Genomic DNA, 15,116 nt, shown 5'->3' with positions numbered 1-15,116 from the left:
CGGGCCGGGCCCCAACCCATTAGGCTGGGGCTCGGCCCCGTACCGCTGCCCTACCGCTCGTTCCAAGGAGTTCCCGTGCTTGAGGCGTTCTTCTCCGCCCTGCTGGTCCTGGTCTGCGTCGGCGTGCTCGCCTTCGCCGGCGTGACCGTGAAGAAGCTGTACCAGGGTCAGCGCTGACCCTCCCGACCTCGCCGCCGTCCGCGCGGGGCACCCCTGCCACGACCACGTGACAGGAGGCACCCGGTGTGTCACGTCCGAAGTCGCCCCACCTCGTACCCCCACCTCGTACCCCCACCTCACAGATCGTCTGAGCCGCTCATGATCGAGATCCCGTCCGACCTCCACCCGGACCTCGTCCCGCTGGCCTTCCTCCTCGGCAACTGGGCGGGCGCGGGTGTCTCCGACTTCCCCGGCGCCGAGCAGTGCAACTTCGGCCAGGAGGTCTCCTTCAGCCACGACGGCCGGGACTTCCTGGAGTACGTCTCGCACACCTGGGTGCTCGACTCCGAGGGCAAGAAGATCCAGCCGCTGGAGTCCGAGTCCGGCTACTGGCGCATCGACAAGGACCGCAAGGTCGAGGTCGTCATGGTCCGCGACCAGGGCGTCATCGAGATCTGGTACGGCGGGCTGGCCGATCAGAAGCCGCAGATCGACCTGGTCACCGACGCGGTGGCCCGGACCGCGTCCTCCGGTCCGTACAGCGGTGGCAAGCGTCTCTACGGCTATGTGAAGAGCGACCTGATGTGGGTCGGCGAGAAGGCCACCCCCGAGGTGGAGCTGCGGCCGTACATGTCGGCGCACCTGAAGAAGGTCGTCACGCCCGAGGAGGTCGAGGCGATGGCGAAGAGCCTCGGTGACCTGCCGGACGACGGTATCGCCTTCTTCAAGTAGCGCACGGGTTTCCTCCGGCCTCCCACAAGGCGGCGAACAGGTGCTCACCCGGTCCTACACTGGGCCTGTGGTGAGCACCGACTGGAAGACCGATCTCCGACAGCGCGGCTATCGACTGACGCCGCAGCGGCAGCTTGTCCTGGAAGCCGTCGACACGCTGGAACACGCGACGCCGGACGACATCCTCTGCGAGGTGCGCAAGACCGCGTCCGGTGTGAACATCTCCACCGTCTACCGGACGCTCGAACTCCTGGAGGAGTTGGAGCTGGTCAGCCACGCCCATCTGGGCCACGGGGCACCGACGTACCATCTGGCCGACCGCCACCACCACATCCATCTGGTCTGCCGCGACTGCACGAACGTCATCGAGGCCGATGTCGATGTCGTCGCCGAGTTCACCGCGAAGCTTCACGGCACCTTCGGTTTCGAGACGGACATGAAGCACTTCGCGATCTTCGGCCGCTGTGCCGACTGCACGGCGAAGGCGGCGTCCGGGAGCGAGGGCCGCGTGGCCGACACGGCCGGTCCCCGGTCCTGAACCGCGTCGTACGCTGGTCGCATGAAGAGCCCCCTGCTGTCCCTGCCCGGCGCCGTCCCCGCCGAGGGCCGCGACGAAGGCGTCGCCGCGCACTACGGTGACCTGTTCCGCGAGCAGCGCGCCCTCGCCGACGGCTCAGGTCTCGTCGACCTCTCGCACCGCGCCGTCGTCACCGTGTCCGGCAGCGACCGGCTGGCCTGGCTGCACCTGCTGCTCACGCAACACGTCAGCGAACTCGCCCCCGGGCAGGCCACCGAGGCCCTGATCCTCTCCGCGCACGGACACATCGAGCACGCCCTCTATCTCGTCGACGACGGCGAGACCGTGTGGATGCATGCCGAACCGGGCACGCAGGGCGACCTCGTCGCCTATCTGGAGTCCATGAAGTTCTTCTACCGGGTCGAAGTCGCCGACCGTACCGAGGACTTCGCCGTGGTGTACCTGCCGGCCGGTTCCATCGCGGAGGTCCCGGACGGTGTGACGGTACGGGAGACGGCGTACGGCCGGGACGTGTTCCTGCCCCGCGCGGACCTGGAGGCGTACGCGGCCGGGAACGGCCCCGCGGCCGGCATCCTGGCGTACGAGGCGCTGCGCGTCGAGGCGCACCGCCCGCGCCTCGGCTTCGAGACCGACCACCGCACCATCCCGCACGAGCTGGGCTGGATCGGCACCGCCGTCCACCTCCAGAAGGGCTGCTACCGAGGTCAGGAGACCGTGGCCCGGGTGCAGAACCTGGGCAAGCCGCCACGGCGGCTCGTCTTCCTGCACCTCGACGGCAGCGAGGTCCTGCTCCCCGGGCACGGCACCCCGGTACGGCTCGCCGCGGACGGCGCCGAGGGCCGGCAGCTCGGCTTCATCACCACGTCCGCCCGCCACCACGAACTGGGACCGATCGCGCTGGCCCTGATCAAGCGGAACGTCGCGGTGGACGCGGAACTGCTCGCGGGGGACACCGCAGCCGCGCAGGAGACGGTCGTGGAGCCGTAGCGGCCCACAGACCCTGTTGCCTGCCCTGGACCTGGACCTGGACCTGGACCTGCCGCGGTCGCGGTCCCGGGCCGGACCTGGGGCCGCGACCGGCGGAGGCCCTGCCCCGTCCGGGCCGGCTCAGACCTCGACGATGACGGTGAACGGGCCGTGGTTCGTGAGCGAGACCCGCATCTGCGCCCCGAACCGGCCCGTCTCCACCTGCGCCCCCAGCGCCCGCAGCTGTGCCACCACCTCGTCCACCAGCGGTTCGGCGACCTCGCCGGGCGCCGCCGCGTTCCAGGTGGGGCGGCGCCCCTTCCGGGCGTCCCCGTAGAGAGTGAACTGCGAAATCACCAGAAGCGGTGCATTCACGTCGGAGCAGGACTTCTCGCCCTCCAGGACGCGGACCGACCACAGTTTGCGGGCGAGTTGTGCCGCCTTCTCCGGAGTGTCCCCATGGGTCACTCCGACCAGCACACACAGCCCCTCGCCGACGATTTCGCCGACCACCTCGGGCCCGCCCGACGCGTCCGAGCCGTCGGCCACCGTGACGCTCGCACCGTCCACCCTCTGTATCACTGCACGCATACAGACCAACCTATCTTGGGCTGAACGGGTACAGAGCAGCCGCACAAGGCCCACCGGAGTGGCACCATGCTCGGAAGGCGGTGTGCCGACGCACCGGTCGAGGGGATGGACAACAGCATGAGTACCTATGGAACCGGGCAGTCCCCCGGTGCCGTGCCGGGCACGCGCACCGGCACCAGTACCAGTACCAGCACGAGCACCCTGCGCCCACCCGTGCAGCGAACCGGCCACGGTCTCGACGGCGGCCTGTCCGCGGGACCGCAGCCCGAACTGGACGGCCTGAGGCTGCCGGAGCTGCGCACCCTGCGCCGCGATTCGCAGCGCGACGAGGCCGACCTCAGCTACGTACGCCGGCTGGTCCAGGGGCGGATCGACATCCTGAGGGCCGAGCTGGCCCGGAGGATGGATCCGGAGACACCGGTGGTGGACCGGCTCTCGGAGATCCTTGCCGACACCCCGTCCCAGCACCGTTCCTCCGCGCGGCATGTCACGCTCACCACACCGCGCAGCGACGAGTACCGCCGGCTGGCGGCCGAGACGTTCGCCGAGGTCGAACTCTCCGACCTCGACGCCCGTACGGACGAGGAGCTGCACACCGCGATGGGCCGCCTGGTCCGCTACGAGCAGCAGGTCTCCCGGCGCCGTCACCAGCTGCAACGCACCGCGGACGAATGCAGTGCGGAGATCGCCCGCAGGTACCGTGATGGTGAAGCACAAGTAGACGACCTGCTGGCCTGAAGCGATCCTTCCGGGGGCGGGTTCCGTTCGTCCCCGGAAGGCCACCATGACCTCCAGCGCAGTTCCTGCCGCTCCCTCCGCCATATCCTCCGCCCACCCCGTCCTGGCCGAAGTCGTACGGTCCGGCTTCGTGGAGGGCGGACATCGGGGTTCGCTGGTCCTCCTGGCCGCCGACGGCAGTGTGGAACGGGTCCTGGGCGACCCGGCGGCCCCGGTCTTCCCTCGCTCCTCCAACAAGCCCATGCAGGCCGCGGCCGTGCTGCGGGCCGGCCTCGACCTGTCGGGGGAGCGGCTGGCGCTGGCGGCGGCGAGCCACTCGGGCGAGGGCTTCCACCTCGACCTCGTGCGCACGATGCTCGCCGAGCACGGACTGACGCCCGGCGATCTGCAGACGCCGCCCGACCTGCCGCTGGACCCGGTGGAGGCGGAGGCGTACCTCGCCGCGGGCCTGGTCCGGGACCGGGTCACCATGAACTGTTCCGGCAAGCACGCGGCGATGCTCGCGGTGTGCGCGGTGAACGGCTGGGACCAGGCGTCCTACCTCGATCCGGCACACCCGCTCCAGCAGCTGGTGCACCAGGTGGTCGAGGAGGCGACCGGCGAACCGGTCGCCGCGGTCGGTACGGACGGGTGCGGGGCGCCGCTGATGGCGGTCAGCCTGGTGGGTCTGGCGCGGGCCTTCCGTTCGTTCGTACTGGCGGAGCCGGGGACGGCGGAGCGCCGGGTCGGGGACGCGATGCGGGCCCACCCCGAGTACGTCGCCGGAACGCGCCGCCCCGACACCTGGCTGATGCGGGAGGTGCCGGGCACGCTCTCCAAGATGGGCGCGGAGGCGGTGCAGGCGGTGGCACTGGCGGACGGCCGGGCCCTGGCCTTCAAGATCGACGACGGTGCGACGCGGGCACTCGGCCCGGTGCTGGCCCGGTCGCTGAGCCTGCTCGGCGTCGACGCCCCGGTCGTCTCCCGGATCGGGCGCGCGCCTCTGCTGGGCGGCGGCGGTGAGGTCGGCGAGATCCGGGCAGCGTTCTGACGGGTCGTGCCGCGCCGTGACGGGACCGGCGGTTCATGAGGCCCGCTCCAGGTTCAGGGAGGGGGCGTGGGGGCGGGGGCCGGTGTGCGAAGCGGCAGGGCGGTGCCGCGGTTCCGGTGCCCGCGCGACGGAGACCCCGGCGAATTGTTCCCCGTGGCCGGATACGGGCCGGTGGACATAAACCGGAGGACATGGTGTGAGCCGGTACCTAGCGTGGGTGTATGCGCCCTGACGTCCGTACGATCACCGAGTCCGAAGTGCCCGACTGGCTGCGTGCCCTGAACACCGGCTTTCTCCGTCCCCCGACCGTGACACCCGAGGAGGTGGCCGCCCGCCTCCCGCGCTACGACCTGGCCCGTACGCAGGGTGTGTTCGACGGTGGCCGGTGCGTGGCGACGTTCCGTTCGTTCGCGCAGGAGCTCACGGTCGTCGGCGGCGCCACGGTGCCGGCCGACGCGGTCTCCAACGTCACGGTGTCGCCCACGCACCGCCGTCGCGGGCTGCTCAGCCGGATGATGGCCACGGACCTGGCGGCGGCGAAGGAACGCGGCGAGGTGGTCGCCACGCTGATCGCCGCCGAGTACCCGATCTACGGACGGTACGGCTTCGGCCCGGCGGCGTGGAGCACCGAATGGGAGATCGACGTGCCGAGGGCCGGCCTCGACCCGCGCTGGTCGGGGCCCGGTGCCGAGGACGGCGGCCGGATCGATCTGGTGAGCGGGGCGGACGTACGCAAGCTGGGCCCCGCGCTCCACGACCGGCTGCGTGCCCGGCAGCACGGGGTGACCGACCGCACCGCACACTGGTGGGAGCAGACCACCGGCGAGAACCGGCCCGGCCCCGGCGCCTGGACGGAGCCCTTCTACGCCGTCCACAGCACAGCGGACGGCGATGCCGACGGCTTGATCATCTACCGTGCCGACGGCCACTGGGGCGACGCGAAGCAGCCGCTGAACCGCGCCACGGTGGCCGACCACATCGCGGTCACGCCCGCCGCGGAACGGGCACTCTGGCACTTCGTCTGCTCGATCGACTGGATCACCACGGTCCGCACCGGTCACCGCGCCCCCGACGACCTGCTGCCCCTCCTCCTCCCGGACCCGCGCGCGGCCCGCATCGTGACCCAGGCGGACTGGCTGTGGGTGCGCGTCCTGGACGTCGTACGCGCACTGGAGGCCCGCACCTACGCGGTACCCGGCACCCTGACCCTGGACATCCACGACGCCACGGGCCTGACCACCGGCCGCTACCGCCTCGACGCCTCCCCGTCCGGCGCGACCTGCGCCCCCACCACGGCCACCGCCGATCTCGCCCTGGACGTGCGGGAACTGGGGACGCTCTACCTCGGCGACGAGTCCCCGACCCGGCTGGCGGCCCTGGGGCGCATCGAGGAACTCGTGCCGGGTGCGGTGGCACGGGCGGAGGGGATGTTCCGGACGGCACGGCGGGCCTGGTGCCCGGACGTCTTCTGAGGGCTGCCGCTGCCGGTCCATGTGTTGCCGGGCGCGTGCCTTCCGCTGCCGGGCGCGCGCTTCCCGCTGCCGGGGGCCGCGTCGTCCGGCGCTCGTGCCGCCGTGCTCGGACGTCAAGTCCGGTTGAGGTCACGGCGTACGCTCATGGTCATGAGCGGAGAGAAACCCGGTCCCGGGACGCCGGTGCGCGCGGCTCCGGACGCCGTCCGGACCTCGGCGGCCCCTGCGGCCTCTGTGGTCCCTGCGTCTCCAGTGGCCCCGGCGGACCCGCCGGCCCCTGCGCCCCCTGCGTCTCCTGCGTCTCCTGCGTCTCCTGCGCCCCCTGCGTCTCCTGCGTCTCCTGTGGTGATGAGTCTGCGTGAGCGGAAGAAGCAGCTGACGTACCAGGCGGTTTCCGATGCCGCGATCGCGATGTTCCTGGAGCGGGGCTTCGACAAGGTCTCGGTGGCGGAGGTGGCGGCCGCGGCGGACATCTCCAAGCCGACACTGTTCCGGTACTTCCCGGCCAAGGAGGACCTGGCCCTGCACCGGTTCGCCGACCACGAGGACGAGGCGGCCCGCGTCGTCGCCGCCCGCGCGGAGAGCGAATCCCCGCTGGACGCCCTGCGCCGCCACTTCCTGGACGGCCTGGAGCGGCGCGACCCGGTGACCGGGCTCTGCGACGCACCCGAGGTGCTGGCGTACCTGCGGCTGCTCTACGGGACACCGTCCCTGGTGGCCCGCCTGTACGCCTACCAGGGCCGTTCGGAGGCGGCGCTCGCCCGTGCGCTGGGCGACCGGGTCCGGGACAGGCTGGGCGCGGGCCAGATCATCGCCGTACAGCGCATCCTGGCCCTGGAGAACTGGCGGCGGATCGACGCGGGGGAGAGCGCGGACCAGGCGTACGCCGGTGCGGTCGAGGCCGCCGAACTCGCCTTTGAGCAGCTGCGGTCGGGGCTCGGGACGCGGTAGCGGACGGCAAAGGCGCCCGGGCCTGTCAGGCGCACCCGGCGGTGCGTTCAGACGTGGACGTCCCCGGCGGTGCGTTCAGACGTGGACGTCCCCGGCGTGCAGCACCGCTTCGGCGATCTCCCGGACCCGGTCCGGCGTGATGCCGGTGCGCTGCTCCACGGCGAGCGGATGGTCGGTGGGCTCCAGCTCGATCCGGGGGCGGAGGCCGATCGGGCGGGTGTGCGCGTTGGTCTTGAGGTTGGTCGTGCGGGGCGAGTACAGCCCCAACTCGGTGCTCAGCCAGCCGAAGTACGGCTGCTCGGACTCACGGCCGGGGGTCTCCCACACATCGAGCGCGCGGGCGAAGTTCTCCCGGCTGAGCGAGACCCAGACCCCCCAGGAGAAGGGCTCCTCGCTGCCGAGGACGGGTATCTCGATCAGACCCTTGATGAAGTAGTGCTCATGCCTGACGATGCACTGGTCCGACGAGAGCATGCTGTCGGGATCGCTCTCCAGGCTTGCGTCCCAGACGTCGGGCGCCATGGTCGAGTACCCCATCGGGAGTTCCGCGTGGTGTTCGCCGCAGCAGGAGCAGGTGTAGCCGGGGTCGGTAGCCATGGGCGGGATCCTAGGCCCTGAGGTCCCGGGGGTGGCAGGTGTCCCGCGGGCGCCGCCGGTCCCCCGCTGCCGGTCGGCGCTCCTCTGCGTGCGGTCGGGCTTCAGGCGGCGGGCCTGTGCGCGGGACGCCGCAGCACCGCGAGCGCGATGAGGAGCGCGGCCACGAGGAGTCCCGTACCGACGGTGAAGGCCAGGTGGTAGCCACCGGTCAGCGCCTCGGCGCGGCTGAGGCCGCCCGTGAGCAGGTCGTCGGTACGCCCGGCGGCCAGGGTGGACAGCACCGCGACGCCGATGGCCATACCGATCTGCTGGGTGGTGTTGAACAGTCCCGACGCGAGCCCGGCATCGCCGTCCCCCGCCCCTGACATGCCGAGCGCGGTCACTGCGGGAAGGGCGAGTCCGAAGCCCGCGGCGAGCAGCATCACGGGCAGCAGGTCGGTGACGTAGTGCGCGTGCACGGGGACGCGGGTCAGGAGGCCGAGGACTCCGATCAGGAGGACGAGCCCGGCCAGCAGCACATTCCGGTCGCCGAACCGCTCGCTCAGCCGGGCCGCGATGCCCAGGGACACGGCTCCGATGGCGACCGCCGCGGGAAGCATCGCGAGACCGGTCGCGGCGGCACCGTAACCCAGCACGTTCTGGAGGTAGAGGGCGACCAGGACCTGGAACGAGTACAGCGCCGCCACCATGAGGACCTGGACCAGGTTGGCTCCGAAGACGCTGCGCGAACGGAGTATCCGCAGCGGCACGAGCGGGGTGCGGGCGGTGGCCTGGCGGGCGGCGAACCCGGCGAGCAGGACGACTGCGAGCGCGCCGAGCCCGAGCGTGGGCGCGGATGTCCAGCCGTGCTCCTCGACCCGGACGACGGTGTAGATGCCCAGCATCAGCCCGGTGGTGACCAGGAGCGCGCCGATCACATCGGCTCCGGCCCGTCGGCCGAGGCCCCGGCCGACGGGCAGCACGCGCACGGCGACGGCGAGGGTCGCGAGCCCGATCGGCAGATTGATGAAGAAGATCCAGTGCCAGTCGAGGGCGTCGGTGAGAACCCCGCCGAGCACCTGCCCGATCGATGCCCCCGCCGCGCCCGTGAAGCTGAACACGGCGATGGCCCTGGCGCGTTCGCGGGGCTCGGTGAACAGGGTGACGAGGATGCCGAGGCCCACGGCGGAGGCCATGGCGCTGCCGAGGCCCTGCAAGAAGCGGGCGGCGATCAGGACGGCGGGGGAGGCGGCGGCACCGGCGAGGAGCGAGGCCGCGGTGAAGACGGCGGTGCCCGCCACGAACATGCGCTTGTGGCCGATGAGATCGCCGAGCCGGCCGGCGAGCAACAGCAGGCTGCCGAACGCGATCAGGTACGCGTTCACGACCCAGCTGAGTCCCGCGGGCGAGAAGCCCAGGTCGTCCTGGATGGCGGGCATCGCCACGGTGACGATCGAGCCGTCGAGGACGGTCATCAGCAGGCCCGTGGCGATGACGCCGAGAGCGAGTCGGCGTGAGGCGTGCGAGACGGGTGGTGAGGCGTGCGAAACCGGTGCGGAATCGGGCGCGGCAGGGGCGGGGGAGGCGGCAGAGGTATCAGAGGTATCAGAGGCAGCAGAGGCAGACATGGGGTTCTCCTGTCGGATGAGGCGACAGGAAGGACCGTAGCAGATGGTTTTGTTGCAGACTGTTTTTTTCGGGTCTTCTTTCGGGTCCTCTTCCGTGTCTTGTCCCGGATCCTGCTTCTGGGCGTCTTCCTGCTCCGGGGCGTCTTCCTGCCCTGGGGCGACTTCCTGTTCCGGGGTCTCCTGCCCGGGGCCGCTGCTCCGGGGTTACGTCTTGCTTCGGGGCTACTTCTTGCTCTGGCGTGCGCGGCGAACGGTCGCGGGGCTCTCCGCGGGGACGGCCAGGTGGTCGCCCGCCAGGTGGTGCAGGGCCCGCAGGAGGGCGTCCCGGTCGTCGGAAGGGAGGGTTCGCAGGGCGTCCTCGTGCACCCCGTCGACGATCCGCCGACTCTGCTCGGCGAGTCGGGCGCCCTTCTCGGTGACCGCGATGATCCGGGCCCGCCGGTCCCGGCGGGACGGCCGGCGTTCGGCGAGGCCCGCGCTCTCCAGGGCGTCCACGGTCACCACCATCGTGGTCTTGTCCATGTCACCGATCTCGGCCAGCTGGATCTGCGTGCGCTCCTCCTCCAGGGCGTGGACCAGTACGCAGTGCATGCGTGCCGTGAGGCCGATCTCGGCGAGTGCCGCCGACATCTGGGTCCGCAGGACGTGGCTTGTGTGGTCCAGGAGGTAGGAGAGGTCCGGGCCGGTCTGGGTGGATGCCATGGTGGTCATGCGTACCAGCGTAACCATTCAGACCGTGGCGGATAGTCCTCAAGCAGACGTTCGGCGCGCCGGGGTGCGCCGGGACCGGATGCCCCTTTCCGACGGGCCTACGCGTCCGACGGGCTTACGCGTCCGATGGCGGGAGTCAGGCTTTGAGGGCCGACTCGTGCAGGATCCGTGCCAGCTCGTGCGGCTGGGAGAACATCGGCCAGTGACCGGTGCTCATCTCGACCAGGTCCCAACGCTCGTTGTCGGCCACCAGCTTGGCCACGACCTCCTTCGGTTCGTCGCCGTCGAGCAGGCATTTGATGTACGTCGCCGGAAGCTCCCCGAGCGGGCGTGCCAGTACGGCCGGTTCGGTCAGCGTGGCACCGGGGTGCGGCGTCGAACCGCCCGTGATCCGTGCGGTCTGTTCGTCGGTGAGGCCCTGGCCGTCGCAGTCGGCTGCGGTGAGCGGTGCCCAGAAGCCGCCGTTCCCGTCGATGGCGGCCTCCAGTGCCTCGCGGCCGGCCCACCAGTCGGAGGCGAACGACGCGCCGTCGACCGGAACCTCGGAGTCGACGAAGACCACGTGGGCCAGCCGGTCACCGATCCGTTCGGCTGCCTGGCCGACCGGGATGCCCGAGTAGCTGTGCCCGACCAGGACGACATCGTGGAGATCGTGGTGCTCCACCACGTCGACGATGTCCCGGACATGGGTCTGCTGCCCTGCCGGTACGCCTTGCTTCTCGGCGAGGCCGGAGAGCGTCACCGGGTGAGCGCCGTGCCCGGCCGCACGCAGCTCCGCCGCCACCTCGTCCCACGCCCACGATCCGAGCCAAGCACCGGACACCAGTACGAATTCCGTCATGGCCATAACCTAGCGCGGCAGCCCCGGCGCTCGTCCGGGTTCCGCCGATGCGTGGCGAGGTTCTGACCTGCGGCGCCGACGGCTGAGCTGCACGTACACGCCGTTCGCTTCTACCGCTGGAGTTCCAGGACGTCGGCGATCACACAGCTGACGTTGTCGGGGCCGCCGGAGCCGTTGGCGAGGGCGATGAGTGCGCGGACCGCCTGCTCGGGTTCCCCGGTCTCGGAGAGCACCCGGTGGATCTCCTCGGTCGGCACGACGGTCGAAAGGCCGTCGGAGCAGAGCAGGTAGCGGTCTCCCCGCTGGGCATCGTGGAGACGTATGTCGGGGGCGGTGTCGGCTCCTTGGCCCAGGGCCCGTACCAGCAGCGACCGCTGGGGGTGGGTGACGGCTTCTTCCTGGCTGATGCGTCCCTCGTCGACCATCGACTGCACCACGGTGTGGTCGTGGGTGATCTGGAACAGCTCTCCGTCGCGCAGGAGGTGCACCCGGGAATCACCGATGTGGACGAGGGCCAGACGCGATCCGGTCCAGAGCATCGCGGTGAGCGTCGTGCCGCTCTCCTCGGTGGCGGAACCGGTCCCGGCGACGCCGTGCACGGCCTGGTTGGCCTGGTCGATCGCTTCTTCGAGGACGTTGAGGAGATTGCCTGCCGGGATGCTGCCGGTTTCGAGGTGCTTGAGCGCGTCGACGGCGGCCGCGCTCGCGGGGGCTCCTTCCTTGCCGTAGCCGTCGGCGACGGCGAGCAGGCGGGATCCGGCGTAGGCGGTGTCCTGATTGCTCTCGCGGACGAGGCCCGTGTCGGACATTGCGGCGTAACGGATTCCGAGCGGCGGGGTGGTCGGGGACATGGCAGGGTCCTTCCAGGACAGGTGGTCGATGAGGAAGGCGGCCAGATCCCGCCGTGCGGCGGTGTCGGCCTCGACCTGGGCCCAGAACGCGCGGATCTCCTGGGCCACCTCGTCTGCCTCCAGCGCGCAGACGTGCTGGATCCGGGCCAGGGGCATCCCCAGGCGTCGGAGCCAGGCGACCAGCCGGGCTTGATCCAGCTGCTCCGGCGCGTAGAAGCGGTACCCGGTCACCGGGTCGACGCGAGCCGGGGTCAGCAGGCCGAGCTCGTCGTAAAGACGCAACGCCTTCGGTGACAGCCGGGACGCCCTCGCGAACGCCCCGATGGTCAGCAGCCCCATGCTCGCTCCTCCTCATTGCCGGGCACATCGCCCGGCCCCACCGATGCTGTGACCTCACCCAGGGTGAAGGTCAACCCGCAGCGGCGTCGGCGAGGATCGCCTCAAGACGTGCGCGGCATTCGGCGACGAAGGCGGCAAGGCGTGCCAGTGGTCGGCCAGTCGTTCGTTCCCTGATCTGCCGACCGCGGACCCACGAGGCCCGCGGTCGCGTGGAACGGCTTGGTGTGCGGTGTCCCGCTCGCCCGCCGGGCCGCCTCTAGGGTGTGCTGTGCCTCGCGGAAGTCCATCGATCGGCTCGGAGACGCCATGCCCCTGCAGATGAAGATGAAGTTGAGCGCGATAACACTCGACTGCCCTGATCCGTTGGCTCTGGCGGAGTTCTACCAGCAGGCCACCGGCCTCGAACTCCACCCGAAGTCGGACGCCGAGTTCGCCGGTCTCCACCACGAGGACGGACTCCTGATCGGCTTTCAACGGGTCGACGACTACCGAGCCCCGAGATGGCCCGGCCAGACCGTTCCCCAGCAGCTCCACATCTGCTTCAAGGTCGAGGAGGACTTGGAGGAGGCCGAGGCCCGGTTGCTGGAACTGGGCGCGGGCAAGCCGGATCACCAGCCTCATGACGCCGCCAGGGCCCGGGTGTTCACCGATCCGGCTGGGCATCCCTTCTGCATCGTCAGAAACTGACGGGGGAAAGCGGTTGGCTGTCGGTCGCGGGGCCGGGAAAATCCGCGGTGTACGGGGCGGGAGGGCGTATGGACGTGTTTGCGTGCGTCGGGTGCGGCGCGGTGCTGACGGCACCGGTTCCTCAGGTAGCGCTTCCCGTTCATGCCTGAGCTCGCCGGAGCGGCCCACGGTGACCTCGGTGGGGGTTGCGGACCGAAAGGCGGGCAGGTCTCGGTCCTAGCGGCCGGCCGTCGGCGTGGCCGTCGGGTGCCACTCGCGGCGGAGGAGGCCGAAGACCCAGGAGTCGGAGACATCGCCGTTGACGACGCAGTCCTCGCGGAGGGTGCCTTCGCGGACGAAGCCGAGCTTCTCCAGGACCCGGGCGGACGCCACGTTGCGGGTGTCGATCTCGGCCTGGACGCGGTTCAGGTCCAGGGTGTCGAACGCCCACCGCAGGACGGCGTGCGCGGTCTCCGTGGCGTAGCCGTGGCCCCACGCGGCGGCGTCGAAGACGTAGCCCAGGGACGCGCTGCGGAAGTCCGGGTTCCAGCTGGTCAGGCCGCACCAGCCGATGAACGCGCCGTCGGAGACGCGGTCGACGGCCACCCGGGCTCCCGTGCCTTCCTCCTCGATCGTCCGGCAGGTCGCGATGAAGCGCTGGGCGCGGGCCGGATCCCCCCACGGCGGGGAGTCCCAGTAACGCAGCACGTGGGCGCTGCTGTGCAGCGCGTAGAGCGGCGCCGCGTCGGCGTCGGTGAACGGCCGCAGTCGCAGGCGGGCGGTGTGCAGCTCGGGGGTGGGCAATGGCATGCGGAGCATCCTGCCGCATCACGATCAGCCCCGACCGTCCGTTTATCCGGACGGTCGGGGGCGCGTACGTCCGCGGTGACGCCGGACGCGCCGCATGGGCGGTGAGCCCGCGGTACCGTGCCGGCATGGCGAGCAAACGGCGGCCGTACTGGCGCACCCTCGGGACGCCGACCAGCCTCGTCCTGTACCGGACCCCGGACGGACTGAGGTACGCCGTCCACTTCATCGGGCCGGCCGGCATCGCCGACGGCGCGCTCGCCAGTCCTCCGCCCTCGTCCGGGCCGGGCATCGCGCAGGTGGCCCTGGTTCAGAAGGCGGAGGAGCTCACCCACCGCCGGCTCGACGTCCTCTGGCACGCACCCGATCAACCGGACTGGTGGACCGGTACGGTCACCGTCGCAGGGCCACTTCCACCTGCCTGAAGCCGGCGCACCGATGCGGTCGGAGCAGTAGATGTGGTGTCTCACGACGTTGGTTCCACAGGTCCGGCTGATCACTGCCCCGTCTCAGGCGGCCTGGCAGGTTGCGCGGCACGCCCCGGACAGTGCGGGACACCATGCCGTAGGGTCGCGCGCGTGACAGGCGGCGCAGGTGAAGCGAGCTTCTGGTGGACGGAGTTGCGGGGGGCGGATGGGGCCGAACTCCCGCCCAACGTGCGGGAACGAATGACGTGGTACGAGTGGCATAAGCGGCGGCAGCGGCTCGGCCACTACCTTTCGGAGGCCGGGCTGATGCTGTTGTCCGCGTCCATACCGGCGTGTGCGGCGGCCGGTGTCTCCGTCACGGTGACAGGAGTTCTCGGTGCGTTGGTGGTGGTCTCGGCGGGGCTCCGGCAGCTGTTCCGGTGGGGTGAGAACTGGGTACGGGCGAGTTCCGTGCTGATAGCGCTCCAGGGCGAGCTCGTCAACTGGAGCTGTGGGTCGGCTCCGTATGACGGCGCGGACTCCTTGGCCGTGCTGGCATCGAGAACCGAGGAGCTGGTGCGGTCGGAGGCCGGCGCATGGGCAGAGACACGGTCCTCGGCGCCCCAGCCCCCCGTCGCTGGACCTCCAGCATCGGGTGGGTGAGCACAACGCCGACGCGCCGTGGGGAGTGTCCCAGAGCGAGGGGTGCCGCCGGTCCGTACGTGGTCAAGATGGGCGTGAGCCCCGCCGCTGAGGCGGCACCAACCTCATGAGACGGCACAACTGGACCTCGACGGCGTCGGTCATCGCACCCTCAGCAGCAACCTCTCCGTGCCAGTGCTGCTGTCGAAACCCGTGAACATTTCGATTCCCTCTCGGGCGGCGGCTGCCTCCCAAGCCGGTGTACATCCGCTGCCGTTCTCGCGGACAGAGCCACTCAGGGGTGTGGGCGGCTGAACCAGGCCGTTGTCGGGGCTGCTTGCCACCCTCCCCGGCGTTCCCCGGATCAGGCTGCCCCCAGCTTCACCAGACCGCTGCGACGGCCCGGCAGAGAAGGTCTTCCACCTCCACTCGATTGCGTAGCGCCTCGTGGCGCACTCCTGTTTCAACTAA

At 70.8% G+C, this 15,116-nt stretch carries 17 protein-coding genes; 10 read left to right on the top strand and 7 right to left on the bottom strand.

All coding sequences use genetic code 11. The features are described 5' to 3' along the window. Positions 1-318 precede the first annotated feature (318 nt). From ACFVUT_RS30590 to ACFVUT_RS30580, 3 genes are all read left to right on the top strand, one after another. Entirely contained in the window at positions 319-891 is a 573-nt protein-coding gene (locus ACFVUT_RS30590) for an FABP family protein (RefSeq protein WP_389656481.1), read from the top strand. A gap of 67 nt (positions 892-958) precedes the next feature. Then, a complete protein-coding gene (locus tag ACFVUT_RS30585) occupies positions 959-1,429 on the top strand; it encodes a Fur family transcriptional regulator (RefSeq protein ID WP_389656478.1) in 471 nt (156 codons plus the stop codon). 21 nt (positions 1,430-1,450) lie between these two features. Then, entirely contained in the window at positions 1,451-2,416 is a 966-nt protein-coding gene (locus ACFVUT_RS30580) for a YgfZ/GcvT domain-containing protein (RefSeq protein WP_389656475.1), read from the top strand. Between the two features lie 120 nt (positions 2,417-2,536). Here the strand turns inward: ACFVUT_RS30580 and dtd are convergent, their stop codons facing one another. Further along, positions 2,537-2,986 (bottom strand): D-aminoacyl-tRNA deacylase, encoded by a 450-nt coding sequence (dtd, locus tag ACFVUT_RS30575; RefSeq protein WP_389656472.1) that lies wholly within the window; start codon positions 2,984-2,986, stop codon positions 2,537-2,539. 117 nt (positions 2,987-3,103) lie between these two features. Here dtd and ACFVUT_RS30570 point away from each other — a divergent pair, with 117 nt between their 5' ends. The 4 genes from ACFVUT_RS30570 (at position 3,104) to ACFVUT_RS30555 (ending at position 7,177) form a co-directional block, all read left to right on the top strand. Continuing rightward, positions 3,104-3,724, top strand: coding sequence for an ABC transporter substrate-binding protein (locus tag ACFVUT_RS30570; protein ID WP_389656469.1), 621 nt, complete (start codon positions 3,104-3,106; stop codon positions 3,722-3,724). 46 nt (positions 3,725-3,770) lie between these two features. Continuing rightward, a complete protein-coding gene (locus ACFVUT_RS30565; protein WP_389656466.1) occupies positions 3,771-4,754 on the top strand; it encodes an asparaginase in 984 nt (327 codons plus the stop codon). Positions 4,755-4,975: 221 nt separating this feature from the next. Then, positions 4,976-6,226 carry a GNAT family N-acetyltransferase gene (locus ACFVUT_RS30560; protein WP_389656463.1) on the top strand — a complete coding sequence of 417 codons (1,251 nt, stop codon included), beginning with the start codon at positions 4,976-4,978 and terminating at the stop codon, positions 6,224-6,226. Positions 6,227-6,574: 348 nt separating this feature from the next. Continuing rightward, complete coding sequence (locus tag ACFVUT_RS30555) at positions 6,575-7,177, top strand: TetR family transcriptional regulator (RefSeq protein ID WP_389656460.1); 603 nt, start codon at positions 6,575-6,577, stop codon at positions 7,175-7,177. Positions 7,178-7,252: 75 nt separating this feature from the next. Here the strand turns inward: ACFVUT_RS30555 and ACFVUT_RS30550 are convergent, their stop codons facing one another. From ACFVUT_RS30550 to ACFVUT_RS30530, 5 genes are all read right to left on the bottom strand, one after another. Continuing rightward, positions 7,253-7,774 (bottom strand): DUF2199 domain-containing protein, encoded by a 522-nt coding sequence (locus tag ACFVUT_RS30550; RefSeq protein ID WP_389656457.1) that lies wholly within the window; start codon positions 7,772-7,774, stop codon positions 7,253-7,255. Positions 7,775-7,875: 101 nt separating this feature from the next. After that, positions 7,876-9,381 (bottom strand): MFS transporter, encoded by a 1,506-nt coding sequence (locus ACFVUT_RS30545; protein WP_389656454.1) that lies wholly within the window; start codon positions 9,379-9,381, stop codon positions 7,876-7,878. A 222-nt stretch (positions 9,382-9,603) separates the two neighbouring features. Then, complete coding sequence (locus tag ACFVUT_RS30540; protein WP_389656451.1) at positions 9,604-10,092, bottom strand: MarR family winged helix-turn-helix transcriptional regulator; 489 nt, start codon at positions 10,090-10,092, stop codon at positions 9,604-9,606. Positions 10,093-10,228: 136 nt separating this feature from the next. Then, positions 10,229-10,933, bottom strand: a complete 705-nt coding sequence (locus tag ACFVUT_RS30535) for an alpha/beta fold hydrolase (RefSeq protein WP_389656448.1) — start codon at positions 10,931-10,933, stop codon at positions 10,229-10,231. 110 nt (positions 10,934-11,043) lie between these two features. Further along, positions 11,044-12,123, bottom strand: a complete 1,080-nt coding sequence (locus ACFVUT_RS30530; protein ID WP_389656445.1) for a MerR family transcriptional regulator — start codon at positions 12,121-12,123, stop codon at positions 11,044-11,046. A 306-nt stretch (positions 12,124-12,429) separates the two neighbouring features. Between ACFVUT_RS30530 and ACFVUT_RS30525 the strand changes: the two genes are divergently transcribed. Then, a complete protein-coding gene (locus tag ACFVUT_RS30525; protein ID WP_389656442.1) occupies positions 12,430-12,810 on the top strand; it encodes a VOC family protein in 381 nt (126 codons plus the stop codon). Between the two features lie 216 nt (positions 12,811-13,026). On the opposite strand, the gene ACFVUT_RS30520 is transcribed toward ACFVUT_RS30525, so the two are convergent. Beyond that, positions 13,027-13,599 carry a GNAT family N-acetyltransferase gene (locus ACFVUT_RS30520; protein WP_389656439.1) on the bottom strand — a complete coding sequence of 191 codons (573 nt, stop codon included), beginning with the start codon at positions 13,597-13,599 and terminating at the stop codon, positions 13,027-13,029. A gap of 125 nt (positions 13,600-13,724) precedes the next feature. Between ACFVUT_RS30520 and ACFVUT_RS30515 the strand changes: the two genes are divergently transcribed. Both ACFVUT_RS30515 and ACFVUT_RS30510 read left to right on the top strand, forming a co-directional pair. Further along, the gene (locus ACFVUT_RS30515) at positions 13,725-14,021 is read left to right on the top strand and encodes a hypothetical protein (RefSeq protein ID WP_389656436.1); all 297 of its coding nucleotides are present in this window, start codon (positions 13,725-13,727) and stop codon (positions 14,019-14,021) included. A 243-nt stretch (positions 14,022-14,264) separates the two neighbouring features. Continuing rightward, complete coding sequence (locus tag ACFVUT_RS30510; protein ID WP_389656693.1) at positions 14,265-14,666, top strand: DUF4231 domain-containing protein; 402 nt, start codon at positions 14,265-14,267, stop codon at positions 14,664-14,666. Positions 14,667-15,116: the final 450 nt, after the last annotated feature.

The organism is Streptomyces sp. NPDC058051, from assembly GCF_042885475.1.
Lineage (GTDB): Bacteria > Actinomycetota > Actinomycetes > Streptomycetales > Streptomycetaceae > Streptomyces.
This window is presented reverse-complemented; position numbering and strand designations above follow the sequence as displayed.